20 protein-coding genes are annotated in these 17,372 nt (G+C 71.1%); 11 read left to right on the top strand and 9 right to left on the bottom strand.

Going from position 1 to position 17,372, the window contains the following annotated elements; genetic code table 11:
* Positions 1 to 146 precede the first annotated feature (146 nt).
* Positions 147 to 695 (bottom strand): LOG family protein, encoded by a 549-nt coding sequence (locus Apa02nite_RS06805; protein ID WP_203824299.1) that lies wholly within the window; start codon positions 693 to 695, stop codon positions 147 to 149.
* 52 nt (positions 696 to 747) lie between these two features.
* Positions 748 to 1,515 carry an LOG family protein gene (locus tag Apa02nite_RS06800; protein ID WP_067698110.1) on the bottom strand — a complete coding sequence of 256 codons (768 nt, stop codon included), beginning with the start codon at positions 1,513 to 1,515 and terminating at the stop codon, positions 748 to 750.
* Between the two features lie 198 nt (positions 1,516 to 1,713).
* Between Apa02nite_RS06800 and Apa02nite_RS06795 the strand changes: the two genes are divergently transcribed.
* Entirely contained in the window at positions 1,714 to 1,920 is a 207-nt protein-coding gene (locus Apa02nite_RS06795; protein WP_203824298.1) for a hypothetical protein, read from the top strand.
* Positions 1,921 to 2,013: 93 nt separating this feature from the next.
* On the opposite strand, the gene dapE is transcribed toward Apa02nite_RS06795, so the two are convergent.
* Positions 2,014 to 3,084, bottom strand: coding sequence for a succinyl-diaminopimelate desuccinylase (gene dapE / locus Apa02nite_RS06790; RefSeq protein ID WP_067698114.1), 1,071 nt, complete (start codon positions 3,082 to 3,084; stop codon positions 2,014 to 2,016).
* A gap of 75 nt (positions 3,085 to 3,159) precedes the next feature.
* Between dapE and dapD the strand changes: the two genes are divergently transcribed.
* The gene (gene dapD, locus Apa02nite_RS06785) at positions 3,160 to 4,104 is read left to right on the top strand and encodes a 2,3,4,5-tetrahydropyridine-2,6-dicarboxylate N-succinyltransferase (protein WP_198171072.1); all 945 of its coding nucleotides are present in this window, start codon (positions 3,160 to 3,162) and stop codon (positions 4,102 to 4,104) included.
* 56 nt (positions 4,105 to 4,160) lie between these two features.
* Here the strand turns inward: dapD and Apa02nite_RS06780 are convergent, their stop codons facing one another.
* The gene (locus Apa02nite_RS06780) at positions 4,161 to 4,985 is read right to left on the bottom strand and encodes a LysR family transcriptional regulator ArgP (protein WP_203824297.1); all 825 of its coding nucleotides are present in this window, start codon (positions 4,983 to 4,985) and stop codon (positions 4,161 to 4,163) included.
* A gap of 73 nt (positions 4,986 to 5,058) precedes the next feature.
* On the opposite strand from Apa02nite_RS06780, the gene Apa02nite_RS06775 reads away from it, so the two are divergent.
* The 8 genes from Apa02nite_RS06775 to Apa02nite_RS06740 all read left to right on the top strand — a co-directional run bounded on the left by Apa02nite_RS06775 (position 5,059) and on the right by Apa02nite_RS06740 (position 11,994).
* The gene (locus tag Apa02nite_RS06775; RefSeq protein WP_203824296.1) at positions 5,059 to 5,661 is read left to right on the top strand and encodes a LysE/ArgO family amino acid transporter; all 603 of its coding nucleotides are present in this window, start codon (positions 5,059 to 5,061) and stop codon (positions 5,659 to 5,661) included.
* 91 nt (positions 5,662 to 5,752) lie between these two features.
* The gene (locus Apa02nite_RS06770; RefSeq protein ID WP_203824295.1) at positions 5,753 to 6,802 is read left to right on the top strand and encodes a DNA polymerase III subunit beta family protein; all 1,050 of its coding nucleotides are present in this window, start codon (positions 5,753 to 5,755) and stop codon (positions 6,800 to 6,802) included.
* Between the two features lie 186 nt (positions 6,803 to 6,988).
* Entirely contained in the window at positions 6,989 to 7,738 is a 750-nt protein-coding gene (locus tag Apa02nite_RS06765) for a class I SAM-dependent methyltransferase (RefSeq protein ID WP_203824294.1), read from the top strand.
* A gap of 492 nt (positions 7,739 to 8,230) precedes the next feature.
* Positions 8,231 to 8,722 carry a hypothetical protein gene (locus Apa02nite_RS06760; RefSeq protein WP_203824293.1) on the top strand — a complete coding sequence of 164 codons (492 nt, stop codon included), beginning with the start codon at positions 8,231 to 8,233 and terminating at the stop codon, positions 8,720 to 8,722.
* Between the two features lie 61 nt (positions 8,723 to 8,783).
* Positions 8,784 to 9,257 carry a hypothetical protein gene (locus Apa02nite_RS06755; protein WP_203824292.1) on the top strand — a complete coding sequence of 158 codons (474 nt, stop codon included), beginning with the start codon at positions 8,784 to 8,786 and terminating at the stop codon, positions 9,255 to 9,257.
* Positions 9,254 to 9,955, top strand: a complete 702-nt coding sequence (locus tag Apa02nite_RS06750; RefSeq protein ID WP_203824291.1) for a hypothetical protein — start codon at positions 9,254 to 9,256, stop codon at positions 9,953 to 9,955. The genes Apa02nite_RS06755 and Apa02nite_RS06750 overlap by 4 nt, the downstream gene beginning before the upstream one ends.
* Positions 9,956 to 10,338: 383 nt before the next feature.
* Positions 10,339 to 10,956 carry a hypothetical protein gene (locus Apa02nite_RS06745; protein ID WP_203824290.1) on the top strand — a complete coding sequence of 206 codons (618 nt, stop codon included), beginning with the start codon at positions 10,339 to 10,341 and terminating at the stop codon, positions 10,954 to 10,956.
* 36 nt (positions 10,957 to 10,992) lie between these two features.
* A complete protein-coding gene (locus Apa02nite_RS06740; protein WP_203824289.1) occupies positions 10,993 to 11,994 on the top strand; it encodes an SDR family oxidoreductase in 1,002 nt (333 codons plus the stop codon).
* Positions 11,995 to 12,301: 307 nt separating this feature from the next.
* Here Apa02nite_RS06740 and Apa02nite_RS06735 read toward each other — a convergent pair whose 3' ends face one another.
* The 4 genes from Apa02nite_RS06735 to fdxA all read right to left on the bottom strand — a co-directional run bounded on the left by Apa02nite_RS06735 (position 12,302) and on the right by fdxA (position 15,779).
* Positions 12,302 to 13,549, bottom strand: a complete 1,248-nt coding sequence (locus Apa02nite_RS06735) for a DUF4407 domain-containing protein (protein ID WP_203824288.1) — start codon at positions 13,547 to 13,549, stop codon at positions 12,302 to 12,304.
* A gap of 109 nt (positions 13,550 to 13,658) precedes the next feature.
* Entirely contained in the window at positions 13,659 to 14,315 is a 657-nt protein-coding gene (locus tag Apa02nite_RS06730) for an SIMPL domain-containing protein (RefSeq protein ID WP_373872850.1), read from the bottom strand.
* 43 nt (positions 14,316 to 14,358) lie between these two features.
* A complete protein-coding gene (gene dapC, locus Apa02nite_RS06725; RefSeq protein WP_239164163.1) occupies positions 14,359 to 15,456 on the bottom strand; it encodes a succinyldiaminopimelate transaminase in 1,098 nt (365 codons plus the stop codon).
* Positions 15,453 to 15,779: a ferredoxin gene (gene fdxA, locus Apa02nite_RS50880; RefSeq protein ID WP_067698133.1), complete on the bottom strand. Its 327-nt coding sequence runs from the start codon at positions 15,777 to 15,779 to the stop codon at positions 15,453 to 15,455. The genes dapC and fdxA overlap by 4 nt, the downstream gene beginning before the upstream one ends.
* 82 nt (positions 15,780 to 15,861) lie before the next feature.
* Between fdxA and Apa02nite_RS06720 the strand changes: the two genes are divergently transcribed.
* On the top strand, positions 15,862 to 16,824 hold the full coding sequence (locus Apa02nite_RS06720; protein WP_203824285.1) for a GNAT family N-acetyltransferase: 963 nt from the start codon (positions 15,862 to 15,864) through the stop codon (positions 16,822 to 16,824).
* On the opposite strand, the gene Apa02nite_RS06715 is transcribed toward Apa02nite_RS06720, so the two are convergent.
* Positions 16,821 to 17,288, bottom strand: coding sequence for a hypothetical protein (locus Apa02nite_RS06715; RefSeq protein ID WP_067698137.1), 468 nt, complete (start codon positions 17,286 to 17,288; stop codon positions 16,821 to 16,823). The genes Apa02nite_RS06720 and Apa02nite_RS06715 overlap by 4 nt on opposite strands.
* Positions 17,289 to 17,372 lie beyond the last annotated feature (84 nt).

Genomic DNA, 17,372 nt, shown 5'->3' with positions numbered 1-17,372 from the left:
ACCGCCCGCCCCGGGGCGGCAGACGCACGCAGTCAGCGATCGCGTGCTCCTACCGCCCCTGCGAGGGCCACCACAAACAGCCGGAAGCCGACAGCCGCCGGGCCGGCAGTGGCCGGCAGCGATCCGGCCGCCGGGGGCCGCCTCGGTCAGGACGTGAGCGCGGCCTCGATCGTGTCCAGTGCGTCCGGCACCGAGCGGGCCACCAGCACGGTCTCCATCGCCCCGGCGCGGACGAACTTCGTGGCGACCAGGCCGTTGAGCCAGCTGAGCAGGCCGTCGTAGAAGCCGTCCGGGTCGAGCAGCACGATCGGTTTGCGGTGCACGCCGAGCGTGGCCGTGGTCCACACCTCGAACAGCTCGTCGAGGGTGCCGAGGCCGCCGGGCAGGGTGAGGAACGCGTCCGATCGGTCGATCATCACGTTCTTCCGCTCGCCCATGTCGTCGGTGACGATCAGCTCGTCCGAGGCGGTGTCGGCCACCTCCATGTCGATCAGGCACTGCGGGATGATCCCGAGGGTGTGCGCGCCGCCGGACCGGGCCCCGTCGGCGACCGTGCCCATCATGCCGACGCAGCCGCCGCCGGAGACCAGGCTGTGCCCGCGAGCGCCGAGCGCCCGGCCGGTCTCGGCGGCCAGGTCCAGCCAGCGCTGCTCGACGGTGTCCGAGGAGGCGCAGAAGACGCAGATGGCGGCCATCAGGCGGACTCCTTCGTGGTAGCGGTGGCGCAGAAGACGTTGATCACGGCCATCAGGCGGACTCCTGGGCGGTGCCGGCGTCCTTGATGATCCGGACGGCCTCGGCGACGTCGTCGGTGACCTGCATCAGGTCCAGGTCGGCCGGGCTGATCTTGCCGTCGTCGAGCATCCGGCCCTTGATCCAGTCGAGCAGGCCGCCCCAGTAGTCGACGCCCATCAGGATCACCGGGAAGCGGGTCACCTTCTTCGTCTGGACCAGGGTGATCGCCTCGAACAACTCGTCGAGGGTGCCGAAGCCGCCGGGGAGCACCACGAACGCCTGCGCGTACTTGAGGAACATGGTCTTGCGGACGAAGAAATACCGGAAGTCGATGCCGATGTCGACCCAGTCGTTGAGGCCCTGCTCGAACGGGAGCTCGATGCCGAGCCCGACGGACATCCCGCCGGCCTCGGTGGCGCCCTGGTTCGCCGCCTCCATCACGCCGGGTCCGCCGCCGGTGATCACCGCGTACCCGGCCTCGGCGAGCGCGGCGCCCAGATTCCGGGCGAGTTCGCACTCGGCGCTGTCCGGTTTGCTCCGGGCTGACCCGAAAACGCTGACCGCCGGTGGCAGGTCGGCCAGGGTGTCGAAGCCCTCGACGAACTCGGAGAGTATCCGCAGGGCGCGCCAGGCGTCCTTGGTCTTCCACTCTCCGCGATGCTCTGAATCCAGAAGTTTCTCGTCAGCTGTGCCTTTCGGCAGAGCGTCACGACGTAGCGTAACTGCACCGCGATGACGCTGCGGCGCGGCCGGCGGTCGCCCGTTGGTGCTCTCGGTCATGCGTCCAAGGTAGTGCGGACGGTCAGTACCCGGTGAATAACCGGCTGCGTTTCGGTAAGAGGATTGCGACTCGGAGACCTTTTTGCCAGATTGAAGCAACGGACGGTAGCTCTGGTGCGTCTATACAGTTACCGAACCGCGTCCACACGGCAGGCACGGCGCCCGGTTCCCGGGTGTCCCGGTGAAAGGGCGGCCACCGTGACCAACCGATACGAGCGGCTGAAGATGCACCGTCGCATGCAGCGACGGATCCAGATGGTGGTCGAGGAACGTCGCCTCGCGTTCGCGGCACAACACCCCGAGCCGGCCAGCGACCCCGAGGCGACCATGGAAATCCCGCCACCGGACCTGCCGATCGTGGTGCCCCAACGAGCGATCGGCCGGGTGGCACTGCCCCGGGTCTGAGCAGGCCGGACTGACAACAAGCCGGGCACAAAAACCGGCCAGGCCGACAACAAGCCCGGCACAAGAACAAGCCGGGCCGACAACAAGCCGGGGTCAGCCGGCCAGCCAGCGGTGCAGGGTGGCCGCTCCGTCGCGGATCTGGCCGATCTCCACGTGCTCGTCCTGGGCGTGCGCCAGCGACGGGTCGCCCGGGCCGTAGTTGAGCGCCGGGATGCCCAGCGCCGCGAACCGGGCCACGTCGGTCCAGCCGAGCTTGGCGGCCGGCTCGGCGCCGACCGCGATCAGGAACTCCCGGGCCGCCGGGGCGTCCAGGCCGGGCAGCGCGCCGGGCGCCGAGTCGGTGACCTCCAGGTCGAACCCGGCGAACACCTCCTGCAGGTGCTCGAAGGCCTGCTGCTCGGAACGGTCCGGGGCGAACCGCAGGTTGACCTCGACCGAGCACTCGTCCGGGACCACGTTGCCGGCCACACCACCGGAGATCCGTACGGCGCTCAGCCCCTCCCGGTACGTGCACCCGTCGATCGTCACGGTCCGCGCCTGGTAGTCGGCGAGCCGGCGCAGCACCTCGCCGGCCGCGTGGATGGCGTTCACCCCGCGCCAGGCCCGGGCGGTGTGCGCACGGCGCCCATGGGTGCGCACCGACACCCGCACGGTCCCCTGGCAGCCGGCTTCGATCTTCCCGTACGTCGGCTCGAGCAGCACCGCGAAGTCCGCGCGCAGCCATTCCGGGTGGGCGGCCGCGACCAGGTTGAGCCCGTTGTGCTCGGACTCGATCTCCTCGGCCTCGTAGAACAGGTAGGTCACGTCGTACGCCGGGTCGGGCAGGGTGGCCGCCAGGTGCAGCGCGATGGCGACCCCGGATTTCATGTCCGAGGTGCCGCAGCCGTAGATCAGGTCGTCGACGACAGTGGACGGCCAGTTGTTGTTGATCGGCACGGTGTCCAGGTGACCGGCCATGATCACCCGTTGCCCGCGGCCCAGATCGGTACGGCCCATCACGGTGTTGCCCACTCGCCCGACGCTCAGGTGACCGACGCTGCGGAGCACGTCCTCCACACAGTCGGCGATCACCTTCTCGTCGCGGGACACGGACTCGATGTCGACCAGCGCTCGGGTCAGTTCGACCGGGTCGACCAGCACGTCCGGGGTAAGCGGGTTGGCCATGCCCGCACCCTACAAGGCTGTCCCGAGCATCGGACGCACGCGATCCGCGCACCGTCGGGCTAGTAGGGTTCACCCGTGCATACCGCGATCTCGACCTCGCCCGCGTGGGGCGTCGGCCTCGCCACCGTCACCACCGAGGGGCAGGTGCTGGACACCTGGTACCCGGCCGGTTTCCTGGGTCTTGGCGACGAGCCGGCCGACCTCCCGGTCCTCCCGGCCGGCCTGACCGGCCCGAAGCTGCTTCCCGGCCTCTCGACGGTCGAGGTCCGCACCTCGATCAAGTCGCTGGCCGAGCCGATCGACGGCACCGCCGAGGCGTTCCTCCGGCTGCACCTGCTCTCCCACCGCCTGGTCCGGCCGAACGAGCTGAACCTGGACGGCATCTTCGGTCAGCTGACCAACGTCGCCTGGACCTCGGCCGGCCCGTGCCCGCCGGACCGGGTCGACGAGCTGCGCTTCCTGGAGCGCGCCGCGGGCCGGCACCTGTCCGTGCACGGCATCGACAAGTTCCCCCGCCTGACCGACTACGTGTCGCCGTCCGGTGTCCGGATCGCCGACGCGGACCGGGTCCGGCTCGGCGCCCACCTGGCGCCCGGGACGACGATCATGCAGGAGGGATTCGTCAACTTCAACGCCGGCACGCTGGGCACCTCGATGGTCGAGGGCCGGATCGTGCAGGGCGTGGTGGTCGGCGACGGCTCCGACATCGGCGGTGGTTCGTCGATCATGGGGACGCTCTCCGGCGGCGGCAAGGAGAAGGTCCGGATCGGCGAGCGCAGCCTGCTCGGGGCGAACGCCGGGGTGGGCATCTCGCTCGGCGACGACTGCGTGGTCGAGGCGGGCGTCTACATCACCGCGTCGTCGAAGATCTCGCTGCCCGACGGCCGTGTGGTGAAGGCCATCGCGCTGTCCGGTGTGAACAATCTCCTGTTCTGGCGCAACTCGGTCTCCGGCGCGCTGGAGGCCCGCCCCCGCAAGGGCACCGGCATCGAGCTGAACAGCGCCCTGCACGCCAACTGAGCTAACTGGCCTCGCTTCGCTCGGCGGCATTGCGCCCTTCGGGGCCGATGCGTGAGCTAACCATGCAAGGCTGAGGCGGCCGCCGTGTGCACGGCGGCCGTCAGTGTGTTCAGCAGCTCCGACTCGATCCGCCAGTATTGCCAGTAGAGCGGAATGTCCAGATATTTTTCCGGAAATATGCGGACGTATTCGCCGGAGGCGAGTAGCGGCCCCGCGTTCTGCTCCGGAACCGTGCCCCAGCCCAGCCCCAGCCGGATCGCCTCGTTGAACGCCGCCGCGGCCGGCACGTAGTGGATCAACCGGGCGGCCGCGGGCTCCCCCACCAACCCGAGGAACCGGTGTTGCAGCTGGTCCTTGCGGTTGTAGACGATCATCGGCGCGGACGCGAAGTCCAGGCCCGGCGCGGCGACCGCCAGGTAGCGCATCGCGCCCAGCCGTTCCACCCGGCAGCCCTGCACCGCCACGTCGTCCCCGGTCACAGCGGCCATCACGGTGCCGGAGCGCAGCAGGTCGGCGGTGTAGTCCTGGTCGTCGGTGTGCAGGTCGAAGGTCACGCCCGGCACCTGGGTCAGCACCGGCATGAACCAGGTGTTCAGCGAGTCGGCGTTGACCACGATCGAGACCCGGGTGCCGCCCCGGGCCTGTGCCAGCGCCTCCTTCTCCAGCAGCGCCACCTGCCCGGCGAACCGGACCAGCGCCTCACCGGCCGTGGTCGCGACGCACGGCTTGGCCCGGCGCACCAGCACCTGCCCGACCGCTCGTTCGAGTGCCTTGATCCGTTGGCTGACCGCCGACGGGGTGACGTGCAGCGCCCGCGCCGCGGCCTCGAAACTGCCCTGCTCCACGACGGCCTGGAAGGTCGCCAGCTGTACCTGGTCCACAGTTAAGTATTGCTAATCAACCCTGAAAATCTTTAGCTGGTCTGCACCGCGAAAGAACCCTAGCGTCGGCTCCGTGCTCGCCTCCGCTTTAGCCGGTTTTGCCGCTTCCGCCGTCCTGATCATCGCGATCGGCGCCCAGAACGCGTTTGTCCTCCGCCAGGGGCTGCGCCGGGAACACGTCCTCGTGGTCGTCCTCACCTGCGCGCTCTCCGACCTGGCGCTGATCTCGGCCGGCATCGCCGGTCTCGGCGCGGTGGTGAGCGCGCAGCCGCGCCTGGTCACCGTGATCCGCTGGGTCGGCGCGGCGTTCCTGATCGGCTACGCGATTCTGGCCGCCCGCCGGGCGCTGCGACCGGCCGGCAGTCTCGACCCGGCCGGCCAGGCCCCGGCGACTCTGCGTGCCACCCTGCTCACCTGCCTGGCGCTGACCTACCTGAACCCGCACGTCTACCTGGACACCGTGCTGCTGCTCGGCTCGGTCGCGCAGCAGCACGCGCACCGCTGGATGTTCGGCCTGGGCGCCGCGGCGGCCAGCCTGTCCTGGTTCACCGCGCTCGGCCTCGGCGCCCGGCGGCTCGGCCCGCTCTTCGCCCGGCCGAACGCCTGGCGGGTGCTGGACGGCGGGATAGCCCTGGTCATGGCGGCGCTCGGCGGGGCACTGTTGATCCCGGCGTAACCCACGACCGCTGCCGGGGTGACCCACGACCGTTTCCGGCTTGACCCTCCACCAGGTCGAGGCTTCAGGGTCTACCCCTGTGAGGAGCGAGATGCGGAACATCGGCGAGGCGGCCCGGGCCAGTGGTCTGACGGTCAGCGCGCTGCGCTGGTATGACGGCGCGGGCGTGCTGGTCCCGGCCGCGGTCGACCCGGTGACCGGTTACCGGCGGTACACCGCCGAGCAGATCCGGGCGGCCCGCTTGATCGCCGGGCTGCGCCGGGTCGGCATGCCGGTGGCCGAGATCGCCGAGGCGGTGCGCGACCTGGGGCGCCCCGGCCTCATACGGAAAAGGATCGACGCCCACCGCGACCGGCTGGAAGCCGGAATCGTCGACGCCCGCCGCGAGCTCCTCCGCCTGCACACCCTGCTCGATCTGGAGGAGAACCTGATGACCCGCGTGACCCTGTCCGGAACTGATCTGACCGCCGCGCTGGCCGCGGTCCGCTTCGCCGCCACCGGCCCGATCCCCGGCGCGCCGTTCCCCGGCGGGATCCTGTTCGAGACCGGCGACGGCGTGCTGACCCTGGTCACCACGGACCGCTATCGGCTCGCGGTGGCCTCCGCGCCGGCGACGATCGAGGGGCCTCCGGCCCGGCAGTACCTGCCGCTGGCCTTCGTCGACGAGCTCCGCCTGATCGGTTCCGGTCCGCTGACCCTCGATGTCACCCCCAATGTGGTACGGACGGAGAGCGCCGGCCGCGAGCTCCGCACCGAGCCGCTGGACGTGGAGTTCCCCGACTACCGACGGCTGATCGGCCCGTCCGGTGACGGCACCCGCCGGGTCACGGTCACCCCTGACCAGGTGCGGCGGCTGCTCACCGGCGCGCCCGAGGTACGGCGCGAGCACGACGGCGCGGTCTACCCGGTCGCGATCCTCGCTCTCGACCCGGACGGTGGCCTGCGGCTGGCTGCCGAGGACGAGTGGGCGGCCGACGCCGGCACGCACGTCGCGGTGAACCGGGAGTTCCTGCTCCAGGCGGTGGACGCGGGCGGGCCCGGTCAGCTGCAGCTCGACCTGGACGGGCCGGTCCAGCCGCTGACCATCCGGATCGCCGGGGACGACTCCCGTTTCTCCCTGCTGATGCCGGTCCGGGCCTGACCGCCGCTGCTCCGGTGCGCCCGTGCCCGCTCCGGCACGGGCGTCCCGTTCTCCGGTGCGGCCGTCCCTCCGCGGCCGGCCGCGCCGGCGTGCGCTGAGTCGCGGATTGAACACGGTTCAGCCACGACTTCCCTCTCCGGTGAGACCACCGCGACTTTGAGCGCACGGTCTGGCTACCGTCGGCGTGTGCGCAGCAGCCGGCCGGATGACGATCTCAACACCGCGGCGGCCGGCGCGTCCATGACCGGGTGGGAATTCGCCTGGCTGGACGGGCTGGCCGTGGCGTCCGAGCCGTCCTGGTCGTACCCGGAGATCGCCCGGCCGCTGCTGCGCTTCGCGACCAGCGTGCTCGACCTGGACACCGGCGGGGGCGAGCTGCTCGCCGAGTTCGTCCCGCTGCCGCCGCACACCGTCGCGGTGGAGAGCTGGGCCCGCAACACCCCGATCGCCCGGGAGCGGCTCGCCCCGTTCGGCGTCGAGGTGCTCACCGAGCTCCCGTCCGGCGAGAACGAGTACGACGTGGTCCTCAGCCGGCACGGCCGCCTGCCGGCCGCCGACATCGCCCGGCTGCTCCGGCCCGGCGGGGTGCTGCTCACCCAGCAGGTCGGCAGCGACGACCTGGCCGAGCTGAACGACGCGCTCGGCGCACCGCCCCCGCACCCGCGCCGGTGGGACGCCGAGGTCGCGGCGGCCGCCCTGACCGCCGCCGGTCTGCACGTGACCGACGTGCGCGAGGAGCATCCGGCGCTCGCCTTCCGCGACATCCGGGCCGTGGTGCACCACCTGCGGACGGTGCCGTGGCAGGTCCGCGACTTCACCCCGCAACGGTACGAACGGGAGCTCGCGCGGCTCACCGCCATCATCCGGGCTCGCGGGGAGTTCACCGTGCGGGCGCATCGCTTCCTGCTCCAGGCCGTCCGGCCGACAGAGGCATAGACCGTAAGCCTCTTTCAGGGGAACGGCTGCCGAAATGCACTACCCCGTTCGGGTCCGGCGGCCGGAAAAACATTCCTGAGAAGGCGCTGAATACGCTCCCCGGCTCATGTTTCCGGTGCTACGGCAGCCCCCGGTGGCCCCCGGCGACGCTGTGAGCAGGTCTCGTGCTTGAGAAAGCTGCCGAGGTCTGCCTTTGCTCATCGACGCAGGTCAGCCACACCGGAAGCGATCATCAACACGAGCTGGGTGGTCGATTCATGGTGCTTGATTAGCACTTATGGGTTAAGCGGAACAGTCGGGCGGCGCGGGCGGATCATTCCGACTCAGGGGGCTGGAATACCTATCGTCCCGGTGGGGCGGGTCAGCCATCTTTGTCGCAGCGCCGGGAAGCCCCAGGGCTCCGGCCACACCCGATAAACGACGCGCTCCCGATTCCGTCGCTCCGCGGCTATGGGGAAGCGCTCGATAAGACCGTTCCAGGAGGAACTTTCCATGCGCAAGCTCTCCAAGCGTTCCACCGCTGTCATCGCCGGCGTCGCTGTCGTTGTCATCGGCGGAGGCGCGGCCTGGGCCGCCACCGGCTGGAGCATCCTCGGCACGGGCACGGCAAGCGCCTCGGGTGCGGAGATCAAGCCGGTGACGGCGTCGTCGACGTTCACGAAGACTCTCTTCCCGGACCGAGTCATCCCCATGGACACGACGTTCACGAACCCCAACGAGTTCGCGGTCAAGCTCACCGGCGCGATCACCATCACCCACGCGACGGCCACGCCCGAGGACAACGCTGGCACCGCCGCCGCGTGCGCGGGTGCGCTGGATGACCCTGGCATGTTCAACACCACCTTCCCCGGCAGTCCGACCCTCGCGGCCGGACATGACACCGTCGCCTCGACGCAGGTCACGATCGGCAGCATCCCGCAGACGTGCGCCGGAAAGACGATCACGATCGACTACTCGGTCCCCGGCGTGAGCGCGGCCTCCTGACATATCTGGACGGGAGCGACGTCGGTCGCTCCCGTCTCCCGTTCGACCTTCGGGGACCTTCATGTCGAAACGCTGGTGGATCGCGGCTACCTCGGCGGCAGCCTTGGCCGCCGCGCTGATCGTTGCCGTCGGCTCGCCGGACAATCCCGACGAGACCATCGTGCTGGTCGGCGACAGCCACCACCGGGGCGGTCCGCTCTACTTCGAGCTGAAGGGCAAGCCGGTGCGCGGGCTCTTCCCGGGCGCGGTCAAGCAGATGAAGATCAGCGTGGTCAACCCGCTCGGGTACCGGATCACCGTGCACCGGTTGACCGCCAAGGTGTCCGACACTGATCGGCGTGGCTGCTCGGCCACCGCGGCAAACCTGCAGGTCCGCTCGTACAGCGGGCGGCTGCCGGTCACCGTGGCGGCGTCCGGGCGCACCGAGCTCGGCGGCGCCATCCCGGTGAGCATGCCGATCGGGGCGACCCGCAAATGCGCCGGCGCGCGGTTCACCATCGCGATCTCCGGAGTCGGGCAGCGGGTGCCGCGGTGAGGCGTACCGGAAGGTTGTTGCTGGTCGGCGCGGTGGCCCTGTCGCTCGGCGTGGCCGGGACGGTCTACGCCTACGCCGGCGGCTGGACCGTGACCAGCGCGCCGACCCGGTTCACCGCGAAGGTCGTCAAGATGCCGCGCGGCGTCGAACCCAGCGTCACCAAGCAGAGCGGCCAGGCCGTGGTCAGCTGGAGCGCCCAGGAGATCGCTCCGGGCGTCCGGATGGACCACTACCTGGTCGTCGCGCACAGCGTGGCCGAGCCGCCGCAACCCGATGTCACGCGCGCGGTGGCCGCCGGTGGCAGCACCACCGAGTCGGTCACGTTCGGCACCGGTGAGATGGCCGGTGGGAAGTGGCGCTGGACCATCACGCCGAAGTACCGGGAGTGGACCGGCGAACCGAGCAAGCTCAGCCCGCGGCTGGCCTTCCCCGCCGCACCAGCGGCGCCCGCCGATCCGGCCGTGATCGCCGCGCCCGCGGTGCCGCCGGCCTCCCCATCGGTCTCCGCACCGACACCCGAAGCCGGGGACACCTCGACGGCGCCGGTCCCGGACGTCCGGACCTCGCCCGCCAGCGAACCGGAGAACGTCCCAGCCCCGCCGCGGAGCAGCACACCCGTCGAGGAGGAGCCGGACCTGGGGCCGGACCCGTCGGTCTCGGCCTCACCGGAGGGACCGACGAGCCCGGTCGCGCCGTAGGCGCGTGCTCCACCCGTTCGAGCCCTCGGTGGTTTCCACCGGGGGCTCGACCCCGTCGCCTCGACGAATCCGGATTTGAGTGCGCGACCGGCGCTCGCTAGGGGTGCATCCCTGCAGGTTATGGGCGTGTCCAGCAGCAACGTGGACGGTTCGGTAGGGACCCTTGAGGCAGAGCGATCCCTCGCCCGGGGTAAACCGTGTGGGCAGATCGTTCCGATTTATGCGTCTACTACGGCGGACGGAAAACCGATCACATCGGACATCTCTATCAGGGAACGTTGTATGAACGCCAGCTCAGCCTGTTCCGGCGTCCGAGGAGGAACGAGCCGCATGCCACATCTGAGCGATCCGCCCGCGGCCACCGCCCCGGGGGTGCACTCGTGATGCGGCGTGACGTCCTGTCGAAGGTGGGCAAGGACGCCGGGCCGGGACGAGGACGGGACGAGGACGTACGGATCGAACTGAGCACCGCGGATCACGAAGAGCCGACCTGGGACGTCCGCAGTCCCCGCAAGAGCCGGTTCGACCGGCGCTCCCGGACCATCCTGGGGGTGGCCGCGCTCGCCGCGATGCTCGCCAACGCCGGAGCTGCCTGGGCGTACTGGCGGATCACCGAGCCGCAGCCGGCCGCCGCACCCGGTGCGGTGGCGCTCGACCTGGTGCTGCGCGGGCGCAACGACCTGAACCGGACGCTGCGGCCGGGTGGCAACGGCGATCTGCTGGTGACGGTCTCCAACGAGAAGAACGTGCCGATCCGGATCACCACGATCCGGATGGGGCCCGGCACCGTGCTGGCCGACCCGGAACACCGCGAGGCCGGGTGCGTCGATCCGGACCTGCGGTTGCGCCGGAACGCGTACCCGGTCTCCTGGGAGGTCGCCGGCAACACCGTGGGCGCGTTCACCGTGGACGGCGCCCTGACCATGCCGCGCGGGGTGCCGGCGGCGTGCGTGGGCGCGACGTTCACCGTGCCGCTGCGGGCGCAGGGCGTGCAGCGCTGAGGTTTCCGCCGCCCGGATCCGGGTCAAACTCCGGTCATGACCAGGATTTCGGTAGTGACCGGCGCGAGTGGCGGCATCGGCCGGGCGGTCGCCCGCCGTCTGGCGGCCCGGGGCGACACGGTGGCCCTGCTGGCTCGCGGCGAGGACGGCCTGGCCGGGGCGGCTGAGGACGTACGCCGGGCCGGTGGCACCGCGCTGCCGATCGAGGTGGACATGGCCGACCACGAGGCGGTGGACGCCGCGGCGGAACGGGTGGAGAAGGAGCTCGGCCCGATCGGGCTCTGGGTCAACAACGCGTTCAGCAGCGTCTTCGCCCCGTTCGTCGAGATCGAGATGCCGGAGTTCGTCCGCACCACCGAGGTCAGCTACCTGGGGTACGTCTTCGGCACCAAGGCCGCGCTGTCCCGGATGCGCACCCGGGACTCCGGCACGATCGTGCAGGTCGGGTCGGCGCTGGCCTATCGCGGGATCCCGCTGCAGAGCGCGTACTGCGGGGCCAAGCACGCGATCCAGGGCTTCACCGAGTCGCTGCGGGTCGAACTGCTGCACGAGAGAAGCAACGTGCACGTGACGATGGTGCAGATGCCGGCGGTGAACACCCCGCAGTTCGGCTGGGTGCTGTCCAAGCTGCCGAAGAAGGCCCAGCCGGTGGCGCCGATCTACCAGCCCGAGGTGGCCGCCCGCGCCGTCGAGTACGCCGCCGACCACCCGAAGCGCCGCGAGTACTGGGTCGGCGGGTCGACCGCGCTGACCCTGGCCGCGAACGCGGTGGCGCCCGGGGTGCTGGACCGGTACCTGGCCCTGACCGGGTTCAAGGGGCAGCAGACCGACGAGACCCGGCCGGCGAGCCAGCCGGCCAACCTGTGGGAGCCGGCCGACGGGGCGGGTCAGCCGGACGCCGGTGCGCACGGCGCGTTCGACGACAGGGCCACCGACCGGAGTCTCCAGCTGTGGGCGTCGCAGCACCACGGCTTCCTGGCCGCGGTCGGCGGCGGCCTGCTCGCGGCGGGTGCCGCGTGGGCGTTCAACCGGCGCTGAGCTCAGCGACACCCCGCCCCCTGTGCACGACCGCGGCGCGGTCCCGGCTCCGGCTGGCTCTCAGGGGTGCCTCCGGCACACGGAGGCACCCCTGAGAGCCAGCCAGTCACCCGCCGCCGTCACGACTTCCGGCCCGCCGCATGGGGTTGGGGTTGACCGCTACCACCCACGGGCGTCGCCCCGGAGGGCTTCGCGTTCGGGACGCGCCAGCGGCCTGCGGAGCCCGCAGGGGTCCCGGCGGGAGCGACGATCTGAACCCCGGCGGACGCACGACATCTGGAATTTGATCTTGATTTTGGGAAAGCGCTCAGGCGTCGATGCGGTCGTTCCAGTAGCGGCGCTCGATCTCCGACGGATCCGCGACCACTGCGGTGTGTAACACCGCGCGAGCACGCTCCGTAGCGGCAAACGCCAGCTGAACATCCTTACTGGCTGCTTCGATACCGTCGGCGACGACCTTCGCGGTCACGTCGCCATACGTGCGGGCGTCGTGGACCTCGCGCTCGTGGATCAACGCGGCCTCGTGCTCGCGCAGTCGCGCCGACCGGGCCTCGTTGCGCTCGTAGGCGTTGCCCCGGGAGACGAACTTGAGGCCGATCGCGGCGCAGTCCAGGGCCATCAGCAGCAACGCGATGCCCAGATAGTGGATGCCGACGCCCCAGAAGTCCGCGGTGACCAGGTGCCACATCGCGGCGGTCCGCGCGCCGAAACCGGAGTCCCCGCGCACCGCGGCGGCGTTGCCGGCCCGCTCGGTCGTCGCCAGAGCCGACAGCCGGGACTGCTCGGCGGCCCGGGCGACCCGCTCCGGCCGCTGGTCGCGCTGCAGTTCGGCGGCCTGCCGGTCGAGCGCGGTGGCCTGCACGTCCAGGGACCGGGAGCGGCGCACCAGGTCGAAGCAGTAACCACCACGCGGGCAACCGGGACTGTGCGTGACGCCGGACCCGGCCGAGTCGGCAAGCGCCTGCCGATACAGCGTGCGAGCATCGCGGCGTTTTCCGGCCGCCCGGTCACTCAGCGCACGCACCGCCGCGTCGTCGCCGGTCGTCTGCCGCCGCAGCTCGGCGAGCCGGGCCTGATAGCCGGCCACCGCCCCGCTCGCGTCCAGCCGGCTGAGGTCGGAGCTGTGCGTGACGGCGAGCCGGGCGTCGAGCTCACCGCGGTACCGGGCCAGCATCAGCGGCTCCGTGACCACCAGCGCGAAGAGCAGCGCCAGTCCGATCCGGCCCAGATAGAGGCCCAGCGTCGGCGGGCGCAGCAGCTGATCCGGATCGGTCGAGTCGAGCCGGTCGTAGTTGATCTGGACCCGGCCGACCACGGCCCGGTCGTAGGCCACCACGCCGATCGCGACCAGCGGGCCGAACAGCCACTGGTACCAGGGATGCCGGTAGCCGCTGCTGGCGTCGATGAAGGCGGCGCCACCGATCGTGGCGTAGCCGAAGTAGAGCAGGATGAAGACGCCGATCGAGCGGTACAACACGCGATCCGAGTGCGTCGCCACGCTGCGCGGATTCACGTTCGCCACCCGCAGGAGCAGGTGCCCGAGGCCCGTGCGCATGCGGTCGAGTCTGGTGGACCTGGCCGCCGCGCGGACCGGAACGGCTAGATCAGCCCGGGCCGGGGCCCGGAACGCTCAGATCAGCGGCCCGGGGTCCGGAACGCTCAGATCAGCCCAGGCTCTCCGGGTTCGTGATCAGTGCCCGGAGCAGGACCTGTGCCGACACGGTCTGCATCTGCGGGGTCACGTCCAGAGCCGGCTCGGCGCCGTCCGCCGCGGCGCCGGAGAGGTTCGTGACCTGCATGGACCGGGCAGCATAGATCGCGCCGCCGCCACCGTCGGTGTCGGAGATCTCGACGAGCCGGTCCAGCCGGGCGCCGACCGCGGCGGCGTAGTCACGGGCCCGGCTCAGCGCGTCGCCGATCGCCGCGCGGCGCACCGCGGCACCGGCCGGGCTGCCCGGCCGCAACCGCCACCACGGGCCGGACAGCGACACCAGGCCGTCACCGGCGAGCCGGGTCATCAGCTCACCGAGGATGGCAAAATCGGTCACCGTCACCGTCATGCTGATCTGGCCGTGGTACCGGGTCACCTTCTCGCCGCGCCGGAACTCGGGATAGACGTTCATCCCGGAGGTCTCCCGGCGCAGACCGGCCTGGTCGTAGGAGTCCAGCAGCGTGTCGATGCCGGCCGAGCGCTCGGTCAACCGGCGGACCACCAGCGGCCGGTCACGGTCCGCCGCGGACACCGTCACCTGGAAGGTGGCCTCGTCCGGCGGCACCTCGTGAACGGCCTCACCACGGACGACGACGACCGGCTGGTCCACGAGCACTCCTGTTCTCCCACGACGGCGGATCAGAAACGGCGGGTCAGAACGGTTCGGTGAGACGGTCCGCGGCCGCGGCCACCCGCTCGTCGGTCGCGGTCAGCGCGATCCGGACGTGCTGCCCGGCGGCCGGGCCGTAGAACGCACCCGGCGCGGCCAGGATCCCGCGTTTGGCCAGCCGGTCGACGGTCTGCCAGCAGTCCTCACCCCGGGTGGCCCAGAGGTACAGCCCGGCCTCCGAGTGGCTGATCGCGAAACCGGCCTCGGTCAGGGCGGCACGCAGGGTCTCGCGGCGAGCCGCATACCGCGCGCGCTGCACGACCACGTGCTCCTCATCGGCCAGCGCGGCGACCATGGCCGCCTGCACCGGGGCCGGCGGGATCATGCCGGCGTGCTTGCGTACCGCGAGCAGCTCGGCGATCAGGGCCGGATCGCCACCGACGAAACCGGCCCGGTAACCGGCCAGATTGGACCGCTTGGAGAGCGAGTGGACGGCCAGCACGCCGGTGTAGTCGCCGCCGGTCACCTCGTCGGAGAGCACCGACACCGGCTCGGACTCCCAGCCCAGCGACAGGTAGCACTCGTCGCTGGCCACCACGGCGCCGCGCTCGCGGGCCCAGGCGACCACCTTGCGCAGGTGCTCGGCGGGCAGCACCCGGCCGGTCGGGTTGGACGGCGAGTTGATCCAGACCAGCTTGACCCGGGCCGGGCCGGCCGCGGTGAGCGCGTCGGAACGGATCACCTCGGCGCCGGCCAGGCGGACACCGACCTCGTACGTCGGGTAGCAGACCTGCGGGATCACCACCGCGTCGCCGGGGCCGACGCCGAGCAGCGTCGGCAGCCAGGCGACCATCTCCTTGGAACCGATGGTGGGCAGCACGCCCAGCTCACCGGAGGCGTGACAGGACCGGGCCAGCCAGCCCGCGATGGCGGCACGCAACTGCGGCGTGCCCGCGGTCAGCGGATAGCCCGGCGAGTCGACCGCCTCGACGAGGGCCTGCCGGATGACCGCGGGGACCGAGTCGACCGGCGTGCCGACCGAGAGGTCGACGATGCCGTCCGGGTGGGACGCGGCGAGAGTCTTGGCCGGCTCCAGCAGGTCCCAGGGGAAATCCGGCAGGGCCGACGACAGAGCGCTCAGTGTGCGTCCCCGCGCGGCGGCTGGGCCAGGATGAACGGCGTGTCCTTGTCGATCTTGCCGACCTTGGAGGCGCCACCGGGCGAGCCGAGGTCCTCGAAGAACTCGTAGTTCGCGTTCGTGTAGTCCTTCCACTGCTCCGGGACGTCGTCCTCGTAGAAGATCGCCTCGACCGGGCAGACCGGCTCACAGGCCCCGCAGTCGACGCACTCATCGGGGTGGATGTAGAGCATCCGGTTGCCCTCGTAAATGCAGTCGACCGGGCACTCTTCGATGCACGCCTTGTCGAGAACATCGAGGCAGGGCTCAGCGATGATGTAGGTCACGGGTCTTTCCCTTCAAAGCCACGCCGCGGGGACCGCCGACGACAAATGCAGAGCCTAGTATTCCCGCCGAGGGAGGTAATGCGTGCTCCGACAGCAGGATGTGGGACACCGTGTGGTGGTACGGCGAATTGTAGGCGTATCCAATGATCGACCGCTCTTCACGGATGCGCTGGGCGAGCTCGTCGACCTCACGGAGACCGATCTCACCATAGCGACCGACAAGGGAACCCTGCGGGTGCCGCTGCGCGAGGTGCACCGGGCCAAGCGGGTCCCGCCGGCCAGCCGCCCGCACGCCGCCTCGGTGATCGCCCTCGAGCTCGCCGCCGACGCGGCCTGGCCCGCGCCGGTCCGCGCCAAGCTGGGCAACTGGCTGCTGCGCGCCGCGGACAACTGGACCGGCCGGGCGAACTCGGCGCTCGCGGTCGGCGACCCGGACCGGCCCCTCGACGCCGCGATCGACGCTGTCGAACGCTGGTACCACGACCACGGCCAGCGCCCGCTGATCAACGCGCCGATGCCGCTGGCCGCGCCGGTCAACGCCACACTCGACGCGCGCGGGTGGTCGGCCCGGCCGCTCACCCTGGTGCAGACCAGCCCGCTGGCCCCGATCCTGGCCGCGCCGGCCCGCACCGACCTGCCACCCGTCGACCTGGCCGACTCCCCCGGCGACGACTGGTACGCGATGGTCGCCGAGCACAAGGGCACCCTGCCGGCCTCCGCGATCCGGATCCTCAACGGCGTACCGGAAAAGGTCTTCGCGCACGTCCGGGACGCGGACGGTGACCTGCTCGCGGTCGCCCGCGGCGCGATCACCGGACCGGACCGCTGGCTGGGCGTGTCGCTGCTGCAGACCGCACCGGCCGCGCGCCGGCGCGGCCTGGGCCGGCACGTGGTCCGCGGGCTGGCGCAGTGGGCCGCACAGCACGGGTCGTCGCGCGCCTACCTCCAGGTGGAGGAGCGGAACACGGCGGCGGTCGCGCTCTACGGCCGGATGGGCTTCAGCACCCACCACACCTACCTGACCCGGGAAGCCCCGATCAGCTAGCGGCGGACGACCCGGCGGGGCCGCGCGGTCCGGGCCCGGCTGTAGGCCTGCAGCGAACGGGAGCGGAAGTCGCGGCCCAGCATGACCGCGATCCCGTACCCGATCGCCGAGCCGGCGACGGCGCACGCGGCGTAGAGCCAGATCTGCGCGAAGAAGTCGCCGCCGCCGTTCGCGAACGGCTCGCTGCCGCTGATGAACGGTCCCAGCAGGACGGTCAGCAGCATCCCGCCGAGCGCGCCGCCGCCGACGTCGGGCAGCCAGTCGGCGGACCGCCGGCTCTGCGACCAGACGAAGGTCAGGGTGCCCAGCAGGACCGCGACCAGACCGAACATGACGATGGAACCACGGCTCTGAGCGGTGTCCGTACTGTCGAATCCGATGCGGACGACCAGTCTGGTCACCGCGTTGATCACGAACAGGGCGACCGCCAGCACCGTGATCCGGAACCAGCGCTGCTGCGTCATCAAGTCCTCCCGGGGAACGAATCGTGGCCGGGATCGTAGCGCCGGACGAACCCGCGGCGCTCGATCTCCCGGTCATCTTCGCGG

Origin of the sequence: Actinoplanes palleronii, assembly GCF_016862315.1 — a bacterium.
GTDB lineage: Bacteria > Actinomycetota > Actinomycetes > Mycobacteriales > Micromonosporaceae > Actinoplanes > Actinoplanes palleronii.
Note: the sequence above shows the minus strand (reverse complement) of the source record. Positions and strands in the feature narration are given on the sequence as shown.